This is a genomic window from Amycolatopsis sp. NPDC028719 (assembly GCF_055565395.1).
This window is the reverse complement of the sequence record NZ_JBVHUL010000016.1, coordinates 110543-128761: the sequence shown is the minus strand read 5'-3', so window position 1 is coordinate 128761 and position 18219 is coordinate 110543. Positions and strand designations below refer to the sequence as shown.

Genomic DNA, 18219 nt, shown 5'->3' with positions numbered 1-18219 from the left:
GAAAACCCCCAACGGGAAACGGGAAACAGGAGCCGGCCGCCCCGACGGCCCGCAATGGGACTCGAACAGTAGCGGCCGGTTCCCGGGCTGTCCCCGGATTTCCCGTTTCGTTATCTCACGTCCGCCGGAGCGAGTCCGGGCCCAGGTCGGCGAGGGTGCGGTGGCCGGAAAGTCCCATGGTCAGGTCGAAGTCGGCCAGCAGGCTGCGCAGCACGTGGCGGACGCCGTCCTCGCCCGCATGCGCCAGCCCGTACACCCACGGGCGGCCCACCAGCACCGCCCGCGCGCCCAGCGCGATCGCCTTCAGCACGTCCGCGCCGGTGCGGACGCCGGAGTCGAACAGCACCTCGATGCGGTCGCCCACCGCCGCGACGATCCCGGGCAGCGCTTCCAGGGCGCCGATCGCGCCGTCGACCTGGCGGCCGCCGTGGTTCGAGACGACGATGCCGTCCATCCCGGCCTCGGCCGCGCGGCGCGCGTCGGCGACGTGCTGGATGCCCTTGAGGACGATCGGGCCGTCCCAGTGTTCACGCAGGAACGGCAGCTGGTCCCACGTCCGGTCGGTGCCGGTGATCATGCCGATCCAGGTCAGGATCGCCGTGCCGCGGTCCTCCTCCGGCGTCTTCTCCAGCCGGGACAGGAACACCGGGTCGGTGAACGGGACGGCGAGCCCCTCGCCCTGCAGGAACGGCAGGTACGACTGGTCCAGGTCGGACGGTCGCCAGGCGAGCGTCCACGTGTCGAGCGTGACGACCAGCGCCGTGTAGCCGGCCGCCTTCGCGCGGGAAAGGAGGCTGGCGCAGACGTCCGCGTCGCCGGGCCAGTACAGCTGGAACCAGCGCGGGCCGTCGCCGTTGGCCTCGGCGACGTCCTCGATGCCGGTGGACGAGGCCGTGGACAGGATGAACGGCAGCCCCACCGAGGCGGCCGCGCGAGCGGTCGCCGACTCGGCGTCGGGGTGGACGATCGACTGGACGCCGACGGGCGCGACGGCCACCGGCGCGGCCAGCCGGGTGCCGAGCACCGTGGTCGAGAGGTCGCGGTCGGTGGCGCCGGTCAGCATCCGCGGCACGACGCGCCAGCGGTCGAACGCCTCGCGGTTGGCGCGGGCGGTGGCGCCGGAGCCGGCCGAGCCCGCGACGTAGGAGAACGGGCCGGGCGCCATGAGCTCACGGGCCGACGCTTCGAGCTTCGTCGCGTCGGTCGAGCACGGCGGCAGCACCCCACCGAGTCCCTGCAGGTAGAGCTCGTTCTGGTAGCTGCCGAAGCGTTCGGTCACGGCTTCCTCCTCGCGTTCGCACGCGCACTGTACCCGCCGGTAACGGCTCAGGCCGGAGCACTCCGGGCCACGGTGTCCACTCCGGACGGATCCGTGGGCGTCGCTCAGCGCGTCTCCACGAGCTCGCCGTCGCGCAGCGGGCCGCCGATCCCCGTGTAGACGTCCGGCCGCCGGGTGCGCAGCGCCTCGGCCCGCAGGAAGCCGGCGAACCCGGCGAGCACGAGCAGCCCCGGCAGGCCCCAGCGCAGCAGCGGGATCGAGCCCGCCGGGCCGAGCAGGACGTCGAAGTCGGCGATGATCAGCACCAGGACGGCGGTCAGCGTCACCGCCGCGAGCGCGGGTGCGCCGGCGCGCCGCCACCACGTCTCCCGGCCGGGGCGGCGACGGAAGAACCCGATGACCGACAGCGACACCGCGATCATGATGATCGTGACTCCCGTCGAGGCGGTGACGCCGGTCCAGGTGAACAGGTCGGTGAACGGGTCGCGCCCGGCCAGCGCGAAGAGCCCGACGACGACGATGCCGATCGCGGTCTGGACCAGCGAGCCGCCGATCGGCGCGCCGGTGCGCTTGCTGGTGCGGCTGAAGCCCTCCGGCAGCAGCTCTTCCCGGCCCAGCGCGAAGAAGTACCGCGCGACGGCGTTGTGGAGGCTCAGCAGCGCGGCGCACTGGCTGGTCAGGAAGAGCACGTAGGCCGTGCCGGCGAACGCCGTGCCGACGTACTGCCCGCCGAGCCCGAACAGCAGGCCGGGGCCCTCGGCGAGGGCTCGTCCGGCGATGTGGTCCGGACCGGTCGCGACGGCCATCCCGAGCGAGGAGACGACGTAGAGCACCGCGGTCAGCCCGATCGCGACGAAGGTCGCGCGGCCGACCGTCCGGCGCGGGTCGCGGCTCTCCTCGCCGTAGGTCGCGGCGCCCTCGAAGCCGAGGAGAACCGCGAGGGAGAAGGCGAACACGGCGCCGGCCCCCATCGTGAAGAGGCTCGACGGCGAGAGCGGGGCCAGCGAAACCGAGCCACCGGCCGGGTGGCCGAACAGCGCGACGTCCAGCACGACGAGCACCGCGACCTCGAGGCCCAGCGCCACGCCGAGCACCTTCGCGCCGAGGTCGATCCGCAGCACGCCGCCCGCGCCGACGACCAGCACCATCGCCGGCGCGATCGCCCACCACGGCACGTCCCACCCGAACGTGGTGGTCAGCCAGGTGGACGCGGACAGGCCGAACAGGCCGAAGACGCCGGTCTGGACGGCGCTGTAGGCGAGCACCGTCACGTAGGCGACGGCGGTGCCCGCGGAGCGCCCGATCCCGTGCGCCACATAGGGGTAGAGAGCGCCGGCGTTCGTGACGTACCGGCTCATCGCGGTGTACCCGACGGCGAACAGCGCGAGCACGGGGGCCAGCAGGAGGAACGCCAACGGCACGCCGGCGTTGCCGGTCACCGCGTAGGTCGCCGAAACGCCACCGCCGACCGCGTAGAGCGGACCGGCCGCCGCGACGATGAAGAAGACGATCCGGGCGGCGCCGAGCCGCCGCTTCCCGAGGCCGAGCCCCGGTGACTGGGTACCCATGAACCTTCCCCCGCGCCGTAGGTGATCTTGGCGCGGCGCCCCAGAGTAGGGGGTGCGCGCCGGACGGCGGTACGTCCGTTCGGGGTAACCGTGACCGCACCGAAAGCGGTGCGAGGCCGGGCCGCTATCTTCGGCATCCTCACCGCGACCGCCCAGGGGGCCCCTTTCCGTCATGCGCCGGCTCACCTTGGTCGATTCCTTCTTCTTCCTCGGGCACGACGAGTTCACCGGGCGCCCGTCGCTCAGCCGGACGTCGCTGGGCATCGGCCTGGCCGGCTCGGCGTTGTGCGACCTGCTCTTCACCGACCGGATCACGGTCGAAAACCGGAAGGTCCGCGCGATCGCGAAACGGCCCGCGGGCATTCCGACCGCCGATCACGTGTTCTCCGAAATCGTTTCGGAAACGGGGACGCACAGCGTGCGCGACTGGGTCGACCACCTGCGCGGAGAACTGCCGTCGGTCGCGGCCGAAAACCTCGTCGCGCTCGGGCTCGTCCGACGGACGCCCATGCTCTTGCGGCGCCGGCACCGCTACCCACCGGAGGACCTGCTCGTGTCGACGGCGGCCCGGAGCAAGGCGCGCGCGGCGGTGTTCGGCGTCGACCGGCCCGACCCGCACGCGGCGTGCCTGGCGCTGCTGGCCTGGACCGCGGGCGTCGACGACCTCTGTGCCCCGGAGCTCGGCCGGGCGCAGGTGCGGGGGTGGATGGAGGACACGCACCACGGCCTGCCGCGCCGCATCGCGGACGTGGTCGCCGGAGTGGCCGCGGTCGCGGCGGCGGTCGTCTACACCGGCGACCGGAAGTGACCCGCGAGCGATGACCGCCGCCGTGGTCCCCAGCGCGCCTGAGATGACGGCCCGCGGCGGCAGATCTCTTGCGAGGCGCAGGTCGGTGGCCTCGCCGGGACGGGTCGCCGTTCGACCGACGTGGTCGAAGGGTCCCTTCAGCTCAGGAGCTGCTGCGAGGTGAGCGAGGGCGGCGGGCCGCGGCAGCCGGCACCCCCGGCGGCGGGTGACGTCTGCACCGGCGACCGAAGTGACTCGCGGGTAACCTGGGCGCGTCCGCCGTCGACGTCCCCAGGAGGAGACATGCGCCCGCACGACGTGGTCCTGTTCGGCGCCACCGGGTTCACCGGCGGCCTGACGGCCGAGTACCTGGCCCGCCACGCGCCCGCGGACCTGCGCTGGGCCCTGGCCGGCCGTAACCGCGGCAAGCTCGAAGCCGTCCGGGCCCGGCTCGCGGAGATCGACGACCGGTTCGGCGAGCTGGACCTGCTCGTCGCCGACGCCGGTGATCCCGCGTCGCTGCGGGCCGTCGCCGAATCGGCGAAAGTGGTGGTCACGACCGTCGGGCCGTACCTGACGCAGGGCGAACCGCTGGTGGCGGCGTGCGCCGCGGCGGGCACCGACTACGTCGACCTCACCGGCGAGCCCGAGTTCGTCGACCGGATGTACCTGGCGCACGACCGGCGGGCCCGCGAGACGGGTGCGCGGCTGGTGCACGCGTGCGGGTTCGACTCGATCCCGCACGACCTCGGCGCGTACTTCACGGTGAAGCAGCTGCCCGAAGGCGTGCCGCTGCGCGTCGACGGCTACGTGCGGGCGAGCGGGATGCCGTCGGGCGGGACGTTCCTCAGCGCGCTGACCGTCATGTCCCGGCTGCCGGCCGGGGCGCGGGTCGCCCGGGAGCGGGCGGCCACCGAGCCGCGCCCGGCCGGGCGGTTCACCCGCGCGCCGCTGGGACGGCCGCACCGGGTCGCCGGCGCGGGCTGGTGGGCGGTGCCGCTGCCGACCATCGACCCGGAGGTCGTGCGCCGGTCGGCGGCCGCGTCCGAGCGCTACGGGCCGGACTTCACCTACCGGCACTTCGCCGCGGTCAAGCACCTGCCGGTGCTGGCGGGCGGCGCACTCGGCGTCGGCGCGCTGTTCGCCGCCGCCCAGGTCCCGCCCGCGCGGCGCGGGCTTTCGCGCCTGCTGGCGCCCGGCAACGGCCCGAGCCCCGAGCGGCGCGCGCGGTCGTGGTTCTCGGTGCGGTTCGTCGGTGAGGGCGGCGGTTCGCGGGTCGTGACGGAGGTGTCCGGCGGCGATCCCGGCTACGACGAGACGGCGAAGATGCTCGCGGAATCGGCGTTGTGCCTCGCGATGGACGAGCTGCCGGAAACGTCGGGCCAGGTCACCACGGCGACCGCGATGGGCGACGCGCTGATCGACCGGCTCACGAAAGCGGGCCTGCGGTTCGCCACCCTCTGACCCGCGGCCCCGGAGGTCGCGAATGACTCATTCGCGACGCGCGATCTCGTAGTCCGCCTCGTCGAACGAGCCCACGCGCGACCGCAACCGTCCCGTCGAGAACGGCCAGCTGAAACTGTTGCGCCCGTTGACGTCCGTGTAGTAGCTCGAACACCCGCCCGACTGGTACACCGTCCCCGGCAGCGCGGCCTGGACCTCGGCGTTGAACGCGTCCTGGACCGAAGCCCGTACCGACACCGACGTCCAGGCCGAGCGCAAGGTCCGGGTCACCGCCGCGACCGTGTGACGCAGCTGGGCCTCCAGGATCATGAATGCCGACGAGTGCCCGGTCCCCAGGCTCGGGCCCAGCAGCAGGTACAGGTTCGGGAACCCGGCCACCGTCGTCCCCGCGTACGCCCGCGGGCTGCCCTTCCAGTGGTCGTCGAGACTGCGGCCGTCGCCGTCGAAGATCCGCGACGACACCGGCATGTCGAGGATGTGGAAGCCGGTGCCGAAGATGATCGCGTCCACTTCGGACACCGAACCGTCCGCACCGAGCACCCGGTTCCCGTCTACCGAACGCACGGCCGTCGGGTGAACGTCCACATGGGACCGGGTCAGCGACGGGTAGTAGGTGTTCGACATCAGGAGCCGCTTGCAGCCGAGCGTGTAGTCCGGCGTCAGCGCGCGGCGCAGCGCCGGGTCCCGGACGGCCAGCCGCAGGTGCGCGAGCCCGATCTTCTGCACCTGCCGCAGCAGCCACGGGTGCCGGAACCCGAAGCCGAGCGTCTCCATCGCCCCGTACTCGGCACCGCGCAACGCCCGCTGCAGTGCCGGAAACCTCCGCAGCAGGAACCGCTCGACGCCGGGAACGGCGTGGTCCGGCTTCGGCAGCACCCACTGCGCCGTGCGCTGGAACAGGTGCAGCCGCGCCACTTCCCCCGCGATGCGCGGGACGAACTGGACCGCCGACGCGCCGGTGCCGACCACCGCGACCCGTTTGCCCGCCAGGTCGTAGCCGTGGTTCCAGCGCGCGGAGTGGAAGACCTCGCCCGGGAAACCGGCGAGCCCCGGCAGGTCCGGGACCAGCGGCTCGTGCCACGGCCCGGTGCCGGCGACCAGGATCCGCGCGGTGTACGGACCCCGGGACGTCTCCAGTTCCCACACCGAACCGGTCCACCGTGCCCGCGTCACCTCGACGCCGTAGCGGATCTTCGAGGTGACCCCGAACCGTGACGCGGTGTCCGCCAGGTACGCGCGGATCTCGGCCTGCCCGGCGAACGCCCGGGTCCACCCCGGGTTCGGCGCGAAGGAGTACGAGTACAGCGCGGACGGCACGTCGCAGGCGCAGCCCGGATAGGTGTTGTCGCGCCAGGTCCCGCCGAGCGCGTCGGCCTTCTCCAGCACGGCGAGGTCGTCGACGCCCGCCTGACCGAGCCGGACGGCCGCACCCAGTCCGGACGCCCCGGCACCGACGACGATCACCGCGAAGTGGCGTTGGTCCATTTCCGGAGACTAGCAGTATCTCAATACCAGCGGTACTCCAATTCCGGACCTGGTTAGAGTGCTCCCATGGCCCGACTCACCCGCGCGGAAAGCCAGGCGCGCACCCGCGAACAGCTCATCGAGACCGCGAAGCAGCTCTTCCTGCGCGACGGCTACTCGGTGACGTCGCTGGAGAAGGTCGCGGACGAAGCCGGGTACTCGAAGGGCGCGGTGTACTCGAACTTCCGCAACAAGGACGAACTCTGCCTCGCGGTGCTCGACCGCATCCACGACGAGCAGGTCGCGCTGGTCGCCGGGGCGCTGGTCGGCGCCGAGGGGATGGACGGGCTGCTGGCGGCGCTCCAGACCTGGGCCGAGCACAGCATCGGCGACGAGGCGTGGACCGCGCTGGAAGTCGAGTTCGCCACGAACGCCCGGCGCAACCCGCACGTGCGCGCCGAACTCGCCGCGCGCGACAAGGCCATCCGCGACACCATCGCCGGCCTGCTCACCGGGTACGCCGAGCGATTCGGGATCACGCTCCCGATGCCGGCCGACGACGCCGCGACGGCGTTGCTCAGCCTCGGCATCGGCCTCGGCGTCCAGCGCGCGATCGACCCGACGATCCCGGTCAACGTCCTGCCCGACGTCATCCGGCTGTTCGCCGGCGGCCGCTGACCCCGCGCGAAATAGGCTGTTTTCCCTTCCCGGATTTACCTAATTGCCGAATCCGAGTCCATTGAGGACGGCAACGCGCTGTTCAGGAACGTGAACATCATCCGCCTCTTGTGAAGCCCGTGACCCTTCGCTACCGTGGCGCTACGCCGCAGCACCACCCGATGTCCGGAAGACGACGGCACGCAGACCGCCGAATTCCGGGCCTCGTCCGCCATGCCCACAGCGTCATTTCGGAAAAGGCCGTGCTCCCCCACGGCCGGCCCCGCGGAAAGGGTTTTCCCATGAGCAAGAAGTTGCGGCCGGTTCTCATCGGCGCGCTCGGCGCGGCCTCCGTCGCCGCCCTCGTGATCACCACCCCCGCACTCTCCACCGCGGCTCCCGCCCCCCTCGCCGCGAACAGCGCGACCGCCCTCGCGGCCGGCGACCTCTCCGCCCCGGCGAAGAAGGAGATCGCGATGAAGCTGGTCTCCAGCGCGGAAAACTCCTCGCTGGACTGGAAAGCGCAGTACAAGTACATCGAGGACATCGGTGACGGCCGCGGCTACACCGCGGGCATCATCGGGTTCTGCTCCGGCACCGGCGACATGCTCGAGCTCGTCGAGGCGTACACGGACTCGGTCCCGAACAACCCGCTGGCGAAGTACCTTCCCGCGCTGCGGAAGGTGAACGGCACCGACTCGCACAGCGGGCTCGGCTCGGCGTTCGAGAGCGCGTGGAAGCAGGCCGCGGCCACCACGGAGTTCCAGAACGCCCAGAACAGCGAGCGCGACCGCGTGTACTTCAACCCCGCGGTGAACCAGGGCAAGTCGGACGGGCTGAGCAACCTCGGTCAGTTCGCCTACTACGACGCCATCGTCATGCACGGCCCCGGCGACAGCTCCGACAGCTTCGGCGGTATCCGCAAGGCCGCGATGAAGAAGGCGAAGACGCCGGCCCAGGGCGGCAACGAGACGACCTACCTCAAGGCGTTCTTCGACGCCCGCAAGGTCATCATGAAGCAGGAGGAGGCGCACGCCGACACCTCCCGCGTCGACACCGAGCAGCTGGTGTTCCTCAACGCGGGCAACTTCGACCTGCACACCCCGCTGAAGTGGAAGGTGTACGGGGACTCCTACACCATCAACTGACGTCGCGCGCGGCCCGCGTGGCACCGTTACGCTCTTCCTCATGCGCAGGAGGACCCTCGGTGCCACGCTGGCCGCGGCCGCGTTGCTGACCGGCGCCGCCACTCCTGCCGGAGCCACCTCACCGGCGTTCCGCGGGGCGGCCGGCCAGGTGGTCACCGTCGTCGCGGACGCCGCGGGCGCGACCACCGCCGTCCTCACCGCGTGGGAACGGACCGGCGACGGCTGGGTCCGCGCGCACGGCCCGATCCCCGCGTACGTCGGGAAGAACGGCGTCGGCCAGGCCAGCGAAGCGACGTCCCGCACCCCGGCGGGCGTGTGGCCGCTGACCGAGGCGTTCGGCGGCGAACCCGCCGTCACCCGGCTGCCCTACCGGCGGATCACCACCTCCGACTGGTGGGTGTCCGACGCGAAGTCGCCGTACTACAACACGCACTTCTCCTGCACCCCCGGCGCCTGCCCGTTCGACGAGGCCGCCGGCGAGAACCTCGGCCGGGCGGGCGCCGTCTACGACCGGGCCGTCGTCATCGACTACAACCGCGATCCGGTGGTCCCCGGCGCCGGCTCGGCGTTCTTCCTGCACGTCACCGACGGCCGCCCGACCGCGGGGTGCGTCGCGATCCCGAAGCCCGACCTCGAGGCTCTCCTGCGCTGGCTCGACCCGGCGCGGCACCCCGTCCTCGAGATCAGCGGGTGAGCAGCGCGTCCGCCGTCCGCGTGTTGATGATCCGCTCCGGCCCGATGCCCGCCTCGATCGCGCGCTCGCAGCCGTAGCCCTGCCAGTCGAGCTGGCCGGGCGCGTGCGCGTCGCTGTCGATGGCGAACTCGCAGCCGATCTCCGCGGCCAGGCGGAGCAGTTTCATCGGCGGGTCGAGCCGTTCCGGACGCGAGTTGATCTCCACCGCGACGCCGTTCTCGCGGCACGCGGTGAACACCGCCTCGGCGTCGAACTCCGACTGCGGCCGGCCGCGCCCGACGACCAGCCGGCCGGTGCAGTGCCCCAGCACCCGGACGTGCGGGTTGCGGACGGCGGCGACCAGCCGCCGGGTCATGTCCCGCGCCGGCATCCGCAGCTTCGAGTGGACGCTCGCGACGACCAGGTCCAGCTGCCCCAGCAGGTCTTCTTCCTGGTCGAGCGAGCCGTCGTCGAGGATGTCGACCTCGATGCCCTGCAGCAGCCGGAACGGCGCCATCAGCTCGTTGGCCTTCGCCACGATCTGCATCTGCGTCCGCAGCCGGTCCGGCGAGAGCCCGTTCGCGACGGTCAGCCGCGGCGAGTGGTCGGTCAGCACCATCCACTCGTGGCCCAGCTCCCGGCCCGCGACGGCCATCTCGCCGATCGGGCTGCCGCCGTCCGACCAGTCGGAGTGGGTGTGGCAGTCGCCCTTGAGCGCGGACCGCAGCGGCTCCCCGCTCGGCAGCTTCTTCTCGACGATCTTCGACCGGTACGCCGGGTCGCGGCCGGCCAGCGCGTCCTCGATGACGCCCGCGGTGGCCTTCCCGATGCCGGGCAGCGAGCCGAGCGTGCCGTTCTCCGCCATCTGCGCCAGCTGCTCGGCGCCGGTCTTGTCGACGGTCGCGGCCGCGTTCCGGAACGCGCGGACGCGGTAGGTCGGTTCTCCCGCGCGTTCGAGCTGGAACGCGATCTCGCGCAAGGCCCATGCCGGATCCATGGACCCTGTCTACCCCCTCGGGGGCAGTTGATGCAGCTCGACGTCTTTCAGGGTGCCGCTCTCGATGCGGCAGGTCTGGTACGTGCAGAACGGCTGGCGGCGGCGGTCCGTCGGTGATCCCGGGTTGAGCAGCCGCAGCCCCGCCGGCGTCGTCGTGTCCCAGGGAATGTGGCTGTGCCCGAAGACCAGCACGTCGGTGTCGGGGAACTGCGTGTCGCACCGCTGCTCGCGGCCCTGTTTCGAGCCGGTCTCGTGGATGACGGCCAGGCGGACGCCGTCGAGGTCCGCCCGGGCGATCTCCGGCAGCCGCGCCCGCAGGTCGGCGCCGTCGTTGTTGCCGTAGACGCCGATCAGCCGCTTGCTGCGGGCTTCCAGCTCGTCCAGGAGGCCGGCCTCGACCCAGTCGCCCGCGTGCACGACGACGTCGGCCGCCGCCACCTCGTCCCACACCTGCTCCGGCAGCGCACGGGCGCGGGCCGGCAGGTGGGTGTCCGAGATGAGCAGCAGCTTCATCCGATGGCCTTCAGGACCCGCTCGAGGAACCCGCCGATGTGCTCCTTGAGCAGCGACGCGGCCCCTTCGGCGTCGCCCTTCTTGGCCGCCGCGAGCACCGCCTTGTGCTCGGTCCACTCCTTCTTCCAGCTGGGGTTGGCCTCCCAGCCGACGATGCTGATCAGGGCCGCACGGTCCTTGAGGTCGTCGAGGATGCTGATCAGCAGGGGGTTGCCGCAGCCGCGGTAGAGGGCGCGGTGGAAGCGGCGGTTGAGCAGGCTCAGCGCGGCCTGGTCCTTGTCCGCGATGGCCGCCGACGCTTCCTTCAGCGCCTCCGCCGCGTCGTCGAGCAGTGCGGTGTCGCGCTGTTCGACGGTCCGGCGGACGGCCTCCGGTTCCAGGACCATCCGCACGTCGTAGACGGACTTCGCGAGCTCGGCGTCGACCCTGACCACCGAGGCGCCCTTGTAGGGGCTGAACGTCACCAGGCCGGAGTTGGAGAGCACCTTGAGCGCCTCGCGCACGGGCGTCTTCGACACGCCGAGCCGCGCGGCCAGCTCCGCTTCGACGAGCGGCTGGCCGGGCACCAGTTCGCGGGTGAGGATGCCGCGGCGGATCTCCTCCAGGACCACTTCGGTCCGGGAGGCGGGCAGGCTGAACGTCCCGGTCATCGGTGCTCCCTCGGTCGTGTCGGAGCCCATTCAACCAGGCCCGCGAGATCATATATCAGATGCCATACTGGATCGCATGAAAGCACCCGAGGAGCTCCGCAGCCACCGGTGGTTCGGCGGCGAAGAACTGCGCAACTTCAGCCACCGCGCCCGAAGCCGTCAGCTCGGCTACAACCCGGAAGAGCACCTCGGCAAACCGGTCATCGGCATCCTCAACACCTGGTCGGACATCAACCCCTGCCACATGCACCTGCGCGAACGCGCCGAGCAGGTCAAACGCGGCGTCTGGCAGGCCGGTGGATTCCCGCTGGAGTTCCCGGTGGCCACGCTTTCGGAGACGTACCAGAAACCGACGCCGATGCTCTACCGCAACCTCCTGGCCATGGAGACCGAGGAGATCCTGCGGTCCTACCCGATCGACGGCGCCGTCCTGATGGGCGGCTGCGACAAGACCACGCCGGCGCTGCTGATGGGCGCGGCGAGCGCCGAGCTGCCCGCGATCTTCGTCCCGGCCGGGCCGATGCTGCGCGGGCACTGGCGCGACGAGGTCCTCGGCAGCGGCACCGACATGTGGAAGTACTGGGACGACAAGCGCGCCGGGCTGATCGGCGACGCCGAGCTGTCCGAACTGGAGCGCGGGCTCGCGCGGTCACCCGGGCACTGCATGACGATGGGGACGGCGTCGACGATGACGTCGGCCGCCGAGGTGCTCGGCATGACGCTGCCGGGTGCCGCGTCGATCCCCGCCGTCGACTCGGCCCACCACCGGATGGCCGCGGCGAGCGGCGCGCGGATCGTCGACATGGTCTGGGAGGACCTGACGATCACGCAGGTCCTGGACAAGCGCGCCTACGCCGACGCGATCACGACCGTGCTGGCGCTGGGCGGGTCGACCAACGCCGTGATCCACCTGATCGCGATGGCCGGGCGCAGCGGGATCCCGGTTTCGCTGGCCGACTTCGACGCGCTCGCCCGGCGGGTGCCGGTGCTGGCGAACATCCGTCCCGGCGGCGCCTGGCTGATGGAGGACTTCTACTACGCGGGCGGCCTGCCCGGGCTGCTGTCGCGGCTGACCGACCTGCTGCACCTCGACCGGCCCACCGTCACCGGCCGCACGCTCGGCGCCGATCTCGAGGCCGCGATGGTGCACGACGACGACGTCATCCGGCCGCGGGAGAACCCCCTGTCCGCCGAGGGCGGAGTGGCGGTGCTGCACGGGAACCTGGCGCCGTCCGGCGCGGTGATCAAGCACATCGCCGCCGAGCCGCACCTGCTCACGCACACCGGTCCCGCCGTGGTGTTCGAGGACTACACGGACCTCAAGAAGCGGATCGACGACCCGTCGATCACGGCGGACTCGGTGCTGGTGCTGCGCGGCTCCGGCCCGCTCGGCGGCCCGGGCATGCCGGAGTACGGGATGCTGCCGATCCCGTCGCACCTGCTGGAGCAGGGGGTCCGGGACATGGTCCGGATCTCCGACGCGCGGATGAGCGGCACCAGCTACGGGGCGTGCGTGCTGCACGTGGCGCCGGAGTCGCACGTCGGCGGGCCGCTGGCCCTGGTCCGCGACGGCGACCTGATCACCTTGGACGTCCCTTCGCGGACGTTGCGGCTGGAGGTGTCCGATGAGGAGCTGGCGCGGCGGCGTTCCGAGTGGACGGCGCCGGCTCCGCGGTTCGAGCGCGGTTACGGCGCGCTCTACAGCGAACACATCACGCAGGCGGACGAAGGCTGCGACTTCGGCTTCCTGGCCCGGGCGGGCAGCAACCCGGAACCCGACGCCCGCTGAGAACCCGCCGAGACCCCAGCGCCCCAATGTGGCGTTGGTTGCGTCCGACGCACCCAATGTGGCGTTCGGTGCGTCTGACGCACCGAACGCCACATTGGGGCGCTACGGCCGGGCCGGACACAACCCTTCCGTGACCGGTTCATCCCCCGTTAGGGCGAGTCGTACGGCATGTCCGGGTGCCCCGTACTCTGACGTCGTCACCGGCGTGTCCGGTGCCGCGTTGAAGGGGTGGAGAGTTGCCGTACGAACCGCGCTGGCCCGAGTCACACGGTGAGCAGACGGACGTCCTGCCGGTCGTCCGGCCCGAGCCGGAGCCGGAGCCGGCCCTCACGCCGGCGCAGAAGCTCGCCCGGCGGATCAACCCGCGCAAGGCCGGCCTGATCGCCGGCGGCGCCTTCGCCGTGCTCGTCGCGGTCTACGGCATCGACCTGCTGGTCAGCCAGGGCAGCGTCCCGCGCGGCGTGACCGTGGCGGGAATCGACGTCGGCGGGATGGACCGCCAGGCCGCCGAGCAGGAGCTGCGCGGGCAGATCGAACCGCGGCTGACGCGCCCCCTCGCCGTGACCGCGGGCGACGTCCGGGGCTCGCTGTCGCCGACCATCGCCGGGCTGAAGCTCGACTGGCCGCAGACCCTCGACCAGGCCGGCGAGCAGCCGCTGAACCCGTTCACCCGGCTCGCGTCGCTGTTCTCCAGCCGCGAGGTCGGCGTCGTCAGCCACGCCGACGACGCCAAGCTCGCCGCCGCCCTCGACGGCCTCCGCGGCCAGGTCGACCGCGAACCGGCCGAGGGCACCGTGAAGTTCGAGGGCACGAACCCGGTCGCCGTCGCGCCGAAGCCCGGGCAGAAGCTCGACGTCGGGGCCGCGAAGGCCGCCGTCGTCGAGAAGTGGGCGCGCGGGGAGACCCTGGCGCTGCCGGTCACCAGCACGCCGGTCCGCACCACCCCCGAAGGCGTCCAGGCCGCGCTGGAGCAGTTCGCGCGCCCCGCCGTCTCGGGCCCGCTGGTGGTCAAGGGCGACGGCAAGAACGCCACCGTCAAGCCGGACGCGATCGCCGCGGCGCTGAGCTTCGAGCCCGCCGACGGCGGCGGCCTCACGCCGAAGATCGACAACGCCAAGATCGCCGAAGCCGCCAAGCCGCAGCTGAAGTCCACCGAGAAGGAGGGCAAGGAGGCGACCATCGTCTTCGAGGGCGGCAAGCCCGCGGTCGATCCCTCCACCGACGGCCGGACCATCGACTGGGACCCGAGCCTCAAGCCGCTGCCCGACGTCCTCAAGAAGACCGACGGCCGCGAGGTGGCTGCGATCTACAAGGACAGCCCGGCCAAGGTGACCACCGAGCAGGCGAACCAGCTGGGCGTCAAGGAGGTCGTCGGCGAGTTCACCACCGGTGGCTTCGCGGCCGACTCCGGCACCAACATCCGCGTCGTGGCGCAGAAGGTCAACGGCGCGATCGTCAAGCCCGGGGAAACCTTCAGCCTCAACGGGTTCACCGGCCCGCGCGGCAAGCCGCAGGGCTACGTCGAGGCGGGCGTGATCAAGGACGGCGCGCCGGGGCGCGAGGTCGGCGGCGGCATCTCGCAGTTCGCGACGACGCTGTACAACGCGGCGTACTTCGCGGGCATGAAGGACGCCGGGCACAAGGAGCACAGCTACTACATCAGCCGCTACCCCGCCGCGCGCGAGGCGACGGTGTTCCAGAACCCCAACGGCTCCAGCGTGATCGACCTCAAGTTCACGAACGACTCGCCGACCGGCATCGCGATCCAGGCGATCTGGTCGCCGTCGTCGATCACCGTGAAGCTGTGGGGCACCAAGCGGTACACCGTCGAGTCGATCGCCGGCGGCCGCTCGAACCCGAGCGACCCGCAGCCCAAGCCGGGCCCGGCGGAGAACTGCCACGCGTCGAACGGCGCACCGGGGTTCACCACGAGCGACACCCGCGTGCTCAAGGACGCCGCCACCGGCCGCGAGGTCAGCCGGTCGACCCGGACCGTCCACTACAACCCGCAGCCGAAAATCACCTGCGGCGAAGGCCGGTGACCTCCTAACGGCCGTTCACGCAGCGCGTCCGCGGAGGTACCGTGGGTGCCCATGGCGGCGCGTGCGGTCGGGTTCCGGGACGTCCTGGCGGTGGCCGAGTTCCGGGCGCTGTTCTCCGCCCAGCTCGTCTCGGTCACCGGGGACCAGCTGGCGCGGGTCGCGCTGTCGATCCTGGTCTACGACCGGACGAACTCGCCGGGCTGGGCCGCGCTGACGTACGCGCTGACCTTCCTGCCCGACCTCGTGGGCGGGCCGCTGCTGTCCGGCCTGGCCGACCGCCACCCCCCGCGCGCGGTGATGGTCCTGTCCGACGTGCTGCGCGCGCTGGTGGTCGCCGTGATGGCCTGGCCGGGCCTCCCGCTGCCGGCGGTGGCGGCCCTGCTGATCGGCGTCCAGCTGGTCAACCCGGTGTGGAACTCCGCGCGCGCCGCGTTGCTGCCGCAGGTGCTGCCGGGCGAGACGTTCGTGCCCGGGATGGGCCTGCTGATGATGCTGGTGCAGGTGGGCCAGGTCGCCGGGTTCGCCCTCGGCGGGCTGCTCGTGGCGCTCATCGGCACCGGCGGCGCCCTGCTCGCCGACGCCGTGAGCTTCGCGGCGTCGGCGCTGTTCCTGGTCGCCGGGGTCCGGTCCCGGCCCCCGCGGGAGTCGTCCGGTGTCCGCTGGTGGCGGCACGTGCGGGCGGGCTGGACGGTGGTGGTCGGCGACCGGCGGCGGCTCGCGCTGGTCGCGCTGGGGTGCGTGTCGGGGATCTACATCGCGGGTGAGGCGATCGCGGCGCCGTACGCGGCCGAACTGGGCGGCGGCGCGGTGGTGGTCGGGCTGCTGCTCGGGGCGTACGCGCTGGGCAACGTCATCGGGATGGCGGCGTTGTCGCGGATCCCGCCCGATCGGCGCGGCCCGCTGCTCGGGCCGCTGGCCGTGCTGGCCTGTGCGGCGTTGCTGGGGTGCGCACTGCGGCCCGACCTGCCGGGCACGCTGGCGCTGCTGACCCTGTCGGGAGTGGCCAGCTCGTACAACCTCATCGCCAACACGACGTTCGTCCAGCTGACCCCGGACGCCCAGCGCGCGCAGGCGTTCGGCTTCGCGTTGACGGCGTTGCGGGTGTCGCAGGGGCTGGGCGTGGTGCTGGCCGGGCTCGCCGCCGAACGCGCGGCACCGCACGGGGTCGTCGCCGGGGCCGGGGCGATCGGCGTGGTGGCCGCCCTAGGCGCGGCGGCGTTGTGGCGGCGTGCGCAACCGGAACCCCGGTGACCGGCGGGGTCGCCGGTCACCGGGCCCCGGTCAGGACCGCGTCCAGTCGGTCGGGATCTGCCGCGGGGTCCAGTCGGTCGGGCACTGCGGCAGCGGTGACGAGACGCCGGGGCGGTTCCAGTCGGTCGGCAGCTCGCGCACGGACCAGTCGGTGGGCAGTTCGCGCGCGGTCCAGTCGGTCGGCAGCTGCCGCGGGGTCCAGTCCGTCGGGATCGCGCGGGTCCAGTCGGTGGGGAGCTGCCGCGTCCAGTCGGTCGGGCGCTGCGCGCGCCGGCGGGACGGGACGAGGTTGGCGTTGGGCAGGAAGTGCGACATGATTTTCTCCTGTTCGTGAGGATGGTGCACGGTGCGTGACCGGACGGTAGCCCGACCAGCCTAGTGACACACCGCGTTCATTCGATTACAGTGACGATTTCCGCGAAGGGGTTCCGTTCTGAGCAGAAGGGCGTTTCGTGGGATTGTCCGGGTCCCGAGGGCGAAAGCCCAGCTCAGAACGTCCACGATCGGGTATCCGTACGTGGGCGATGTGGAAGCTGCCCACTCCGGTGTTCGGCTACGTCCTCGTCGTCGATTCGCTGGCGCTGGTCGCGATCGCCGCGACGGCGGCCCTGGTGCCGATCACCACCCAGTCCCTCCTCTGGTGCGGCCTGATCCTGGCCGGTGAGGTCGTGCACCTCGAAGCGGCGCAACGCATCGAGCGCATCCGCGAGCTCGCCGCCGACGGCCGGCCGCACATGCACCTGCAGTCGATCTGGATCTTCGCGGGCCTGCTCCTGCTGCCGCCGCCGCTGGCCACGCTCGTCATCGTCGTCAGTTATGCCCATTCCTGGGTCCGCGTATACAAACGACGGGGCGTGATTCACCGGAAAGTATTCTCCGGGGCCACCGTCATTCTCGCTTGTTTCGCGGCCGGTGCCGTGCTGTCGGCCGGCACCGGGCACGTGGCGCCGTACGTGCCGTACCTGGACGGGTTCGGCGGGATGACCGCGCTGCTGCTGTCCGGGATCGTCTACTTCGGACTCAACTACGTGCTGGTGATCCTCGCGATCGTGATGAGCAACCCGGGCAAGCCGCCGCGGCAGGCGTTCGGGAACCCGTCCGACGTGCTGATCGTGCTGGCCGCGGTCGGCGTCGGCTGCGGGATCGCGCTGGTGATGACGGTCCGGCCGTGGCTGCTGCCGGTGCTCATGGTGACGCCGGTGGCGCTGCACATCGGCCTGCTGCTGCCGCAGTTCCAGGCGGCGGCGCGCACGGACTCCAAGACCGCGCTGCTCGCGCCGGAGTTCTGGGTCCAGCTGGCGCGCAACGAACTGGCCCGCGCCGCCGAGCTGTCGTCGACCGCGGGCGTGCTGATGATCGACCTGGACCACTTCAAGGCCATCGACGACGGCAACGGCCACCTGGCGGGCGACGAGGTCCTGCGCGCGATCGCGGCGGCGATCCAGAGTTCGGTGCGCAGCGGCGACTACGTCGGCCGCTTCGGCGGCGACGAGTTCGTGGTGCTGCTCCCGGGCGCGACGAGCACGGAGATCATCGCCATCGCGGACCGCATCCGCACGGCGATCGCCCGGACCGAGGTGCCGGTCCCGGTGGTCCGCCCGGGCAAGCCCGAGGTGATCGACGGCCTGACGGCGTCGATCGGCGCGGCGGTGTACCCGGAAACGGCGACGGAGTACACGATCCTGCTGCAGGCCGCGGACGACGCGGTCTTCGCGGCGAAGGCGGCGGGCCGGAACCAGGTGATCCTCGCGAGCCCCCACACCGCGCTCATCCGCCCCGAAGTCCCCGACGTCCTCTAGCCCCGCCCCCAGCGCCCCAATGTGGCGTTGGTTGCGTCCCACGCACCCAATGTGGCGTTTGGTGCGTCCCACGCACCGAACGCCACAGTGGGGCGGTTAGGGTCGAGGGGAAGAGGAGAGGGAGGCTGTCAAACTGGC

Annotated in this window: 16 protein-coding genes; 9 read left to right on the top strand and 7 right to left on the bottom strand. The window is 72.0% G+C overall.

The annotated features are described in order from the left end of the window. Positions 1–115: 115 nt before the first annotated feature. Both ACZ4TR_RS46235 and ACZ4TR_RS46230 read right to left on the bottom strand, forming a co-directional pair. Positions 116–1279: a lactate 2-monooxygenase gene (locus ACZ4TR_RS46235; RefSeq protein WP_465295129.1), complete on the bottom strand. Its 1164-nt coding sequence runs from the start codon at positions 1277–1279 to the stop codon at positions 116–118. A gap of 104 nt (positions 1280–1383) precedes the next feature. After that, positions 1384–2847 (bottom strand): APC family permease, encoded by a 1464-nt coding sequence (locus tag ACZ4TR_RS46230; RefSeq protein ID WP_465295127.1) that lies wholly within the window; start codon positions 2845–2847, stop codon positions 1384–1386. 172 nt (positions 2848–3019) lie between these two features. Here ACZ4TR_RS46230 and ACZ4TR_RS46225 point away from each other — a divergent pair, with 172 nt between their 5' ends. Both ACZ4TR_RS46225 and ACZ4TR_RS46220 read left to right on the top strand, forming a co-directional pair. Next, a complete protein-coding gene (locus ACZ4TR_RS46225; RefSeq protein WP_465295125.1) occupies positions 3020–3655 on the top strand; it encodes a GOLPH3/VPS74 family protein in 636 nt (211 codons plus the stop codon). Positions 3656–3937: 282 nt separating this feature from the next. Beyond that, a complete protein-coding gene (locus ACZ4TR_RS46220; RefSeq protein ID WP_465295123.1) occupies positions 3938–5098 on the top strand; it encodes a saccharopine dehydrogenase family protein in 1161 nt (386 codons plus the stop codon). 27 nt (positions 5099–5125) lie between these two features. On the opposite strand, the gene ACZ4TR_RS46215 is transcribed toward ACZ4TR_RS46220, so the two are convergent. Continuing rightward, positions 5126–6583: a flavin-containing monooxygenase gene (locus ACZ4TR_RS46215; protein WP_465295121.1), complete on the bottom strand. Its 1458-nt coding sequence runs from the start codon at positions 6581–6583 to the stop codon at positions 5126–5128. Between the two features lie 66 nt (positions 6584–6649). Between ACZ4TR_RS46215 and ACZ4TR_RS46210 the strand changes: the two genes are divergently transcribed. From ACZ4TR_RS46210 to ACZ4TR_RS46200, 3 genes are all read left to right on the top strand, one after another. Then, positions 6650–7240, top strand: coding sequence for a TetR/AcrR family transcriptional regulator (locus ACZ4TR_RS46210; protein ID WP_465295119.1), 591 nt, complete (start codon positions 6650–6652; stop codon positions 7238–7240). A 281-nt stretch (positions 7241–7521) separates the two neighbouring features. Beyond that, positions 7522–8367, top strand: a complete 846-nt coding sequence (locus tag ACZ4TR_RS46205; RefSeq protein ID WP_364511945.1) for a chitosanase — start codon at positions 7522–7524, stop codon at positions 8365–8367. Positions 8368–8407: 40 nt separating this feature from the next. Continuing rightward, on the top strand, positions 8408–9061 hold the full coding sequence (locus ACZ4TR_RS46200; protein WP_465295117.1) for a L,D-transpeptidase family protein: 654 nt from the start codon (positions 8408–8410) through the stop codon (positions 9059–9061). On the opposite strand, the gene ACZ4TR_RS46195 is transcribed toward ACZ4TR_RS46200, so the two are convergent. Genes ACZ4TR_RS46195 through ACZ4TR_RS46185 form a run of 3 tightly spaced genes read right to left on the bottom strand, consistent with a single transcriptional unit; the run spans position 9051 to position 11200 of the window. After that, positions 9051–10037 carry a PHP domain-containing protein gene (locus ACZ4TR_RS46195; RefSeq protein ID WP_465295115.1) on the bottom strand — a complete coding sequence of 329 codons (987 nt, stop codon included), beginning with the start codon at positions 10035–10037 and terminating at the stop codon, positions 9051–9053. The two genes, ACZ4TR_RS46200 and ACZ4TR_RS46195, sit on opposite strands and share 11 nt — an antisense overlap. A gap of 9 nt (positions 10038–10046) precedes the next feature. Then, positions 10047–10550: a metallophosphoesterase family protein gene (locus tag ACZ4TR_RS46190; protein WP_465295113.1), complete on the bottom strand. Its 504-nt coding sequence runs from the start codon at positions 10548–10550 to the stop codon at positions 10047–10049. Further along, the gene (locus ACZ4TR_RS46185; RefSeq protein WP_465295111.1) at positions 10547–11200 is read right to left on the bottom strand and encodes a GntR family transcriptional regulator; all 654 of its coding nucleotides are present in this window, start codon (positions 11198–11200) and stop codon (positions 10547–10549) included. Before ACZ4TR_RS46185 ends, ACZ4TR_RS46190 begins: the two co-directional genes overlap by 4 nt. A gap of 76 nt (positions 11201–11276) precedes the next feature. On the opposite strand from ACZ4TR_RS46185, the gene araD reads away from it, so the two are divergent. The 3 genes from araD to ACZ4TR_RS46170 all read left to right on the top strand — a co-directional run bounded on the left by araD (position 11277) and on the right by ACZ4TR_RS46170 (position 16282). After that, positions 11277–12989 carry an L-arabinonate dehydratase gene (gene araD, locus ACZ4TR_RS46180; protein ID WP_465295109.1) on the top strand — a complete coding sequence of 571 codons (1713 nt, stop codon included), beginning with the start codon at positions 11277–11279 and terminating at the stop codon, positions 12987–12989. A 236-nt stretch (positions 12990–13225) separates the two neighbouring features. Then, positions 13226–15031, top strand: coding sequence for a VanW family protein (locus ACZ4TR_RS46175; protein WP_465295107.1), 1806 nt, complete (start codon positions 13226–13228; stop codon positions 15029–15031). A 51-nt stretch (positions 15032–15082) separates the two neighbouring features. Next, positions 15083–16282 carry an MFS transporter gene (locus tag ACZ4TR_RS46170; protein ID WP_465295105.1) on the top strand — a complete coding sequence of 400 codons (1200 nt, stop codon included), beginning with the start codon at positions 15083–15085 and terminating at the stop codon, positions 16280–16282. 30 nt (positions 16283–16312) lie between these two features. On the opposite strand, the gene ACZ4TR_RS46165 is transcribed toward ACZ4TR_RS46170, so the two are convergent. Further along, positions 16313–16597: a hypothetical protein gene (locus ACZ4TR_RS46165; RefSeq protein ID WP_465295103.1), complete on the bottom strand. Its 285-nt coding sequence runs from the start codon at positions 16595–16597 to the stop codon at positions 16313–16315. A gap of 209 nt (positions 16598–16806) precedes the next feature. Here ACZ4TR_RS46165 and ACZ4TR_RS46160 point away from each other — a divergent pair, with 209 nt between their 5' ends. Further along, positions 16807–18081 carry a diguanylate cyclase gene (locus ACZ4TR_RS46160; RefSeq protein ID WP_465295102.1) on the top strand — a complete coding sequence of 425 codons (1275 nt, stop codon included), beginning with the start codon at positions 16807–16809 and terminating at the stop codon, positions 18079–18081. The last annotated feature ends 138 nt before the right edge of the window (positions 18082–18219 follow it).

What these genes read in the sequence shown, in the direction of transcription:
- ACZ4TR_RS46165 (WP_465295103.1), bottom strand. Translation starts at nt 16,597, where the DNA reads ATGTCGCACTTCCTGCCCAACGCCAACCTCGTCCCGTCCCGCCGGCGC.
- ACZ4TR_RS46225 (WP_465295125.1), top strand. Translation starts at nt 3,020, where the DNA reads ATGCGCCGGCTCACCTTGGTCGATTCCTTCTTCTTCCTCGGGCACGAC.
- ACZ4TR_RS46160 (WP_465295102.1), top strand. Translation starts at nt 16,807, where the DNA reads ATGTGGAAGCTGCCCACTCCGGTGTTCGGCTACGTCCTCGTCGTCGAT.
- ACZ4TR_RS46215 (WP_465295121.1), bottom strand. Translation starts at nt 6,583, where the DNA reads ATGGACCAACGCCACTTCGCGGTGATCGTCGTCGGTGCCGGGGCGTCC.
- ACZ4TR_RS46220 (WP_465295123.1), top strand. Translation starts at nt 3,938, where the DNA reads ATGCGCCCGCACGACGTGGTCCTGTTCGGCGCCACCGGGTTCACCGGC.
- ACZ4TR_RS46230 (WP_465295127.1), bottom strand. Translation starts at nt 2,847, where the DNA reads ATGGGTACCCAGTCACCGGGGCTCGGCCTCGGGAAGCGGCGGCTCGGC.
- ACZ4TR_RS46190 (WP_465295113.1), bottom strand. Translation starts at nt 10,550, where the DNA reads ATGAAGCTGCTGCTCATCTCGGACACCCACCTGCCGGCCCGCGCCCGT.
- ACZ4TR_RS46205 (WP_364511945.1), top strand. Translation starts at nt 7,522, where the DNA reads ATGAGCAAGAAGTTGCGGCCGGTTCTCATCGGCGCGCTCGGCGCGGCC.
- ACZ4TR_RS46210 (WP_465295119.1), top strand. Translation starts at nt 6,650, where the DNA reads ATGGCCCGACTCACCCGCGCGGAAAGCCAGGCGCGCACCCGCGAACAG.
- ACZ4TR_RS46170 (WP_465295105.1), top strand. Translation starts at nt 15,083, where the DNA reads ATGGCGGCGCGTGCGGTCGGGTTCCGGGACGTCCTGGCGGTGGCCGAG.
- araD (WP_465295109.1), top strand. Translation starts at nt 11,277, where the DNA reads ATGAAAGCACCCGAGGAGCTCCGCAGCCACCGGTGGTTCGGCGGCGAA.
- ACZ4TR_RS46185 (WP_465295111.1), bottom strand. Translation starts at nt 11,200, where the DNA reads ATGACCGGGACGTTCAGCCTGCCCGCCTCCCGGACCGAAGTGGTCCTG.
- ACZ4TR_RS46200 (WP_465295117.1), top strand. Translation starts at nt 8,408, where the DNA reads ATGCGCAGGAGGACCCTCGGTGCCACGCTGGCCGCGGCCGCGTTGCTG.
- ACZ4TR_RS46195 (WP_465295115.1), bottom strand. Translation starts at nt 10,037, where the DNA reads ATGGATCCGGCATGGGCCTTGCGCGAGATCGCGTTCCAGCTCGAACGC.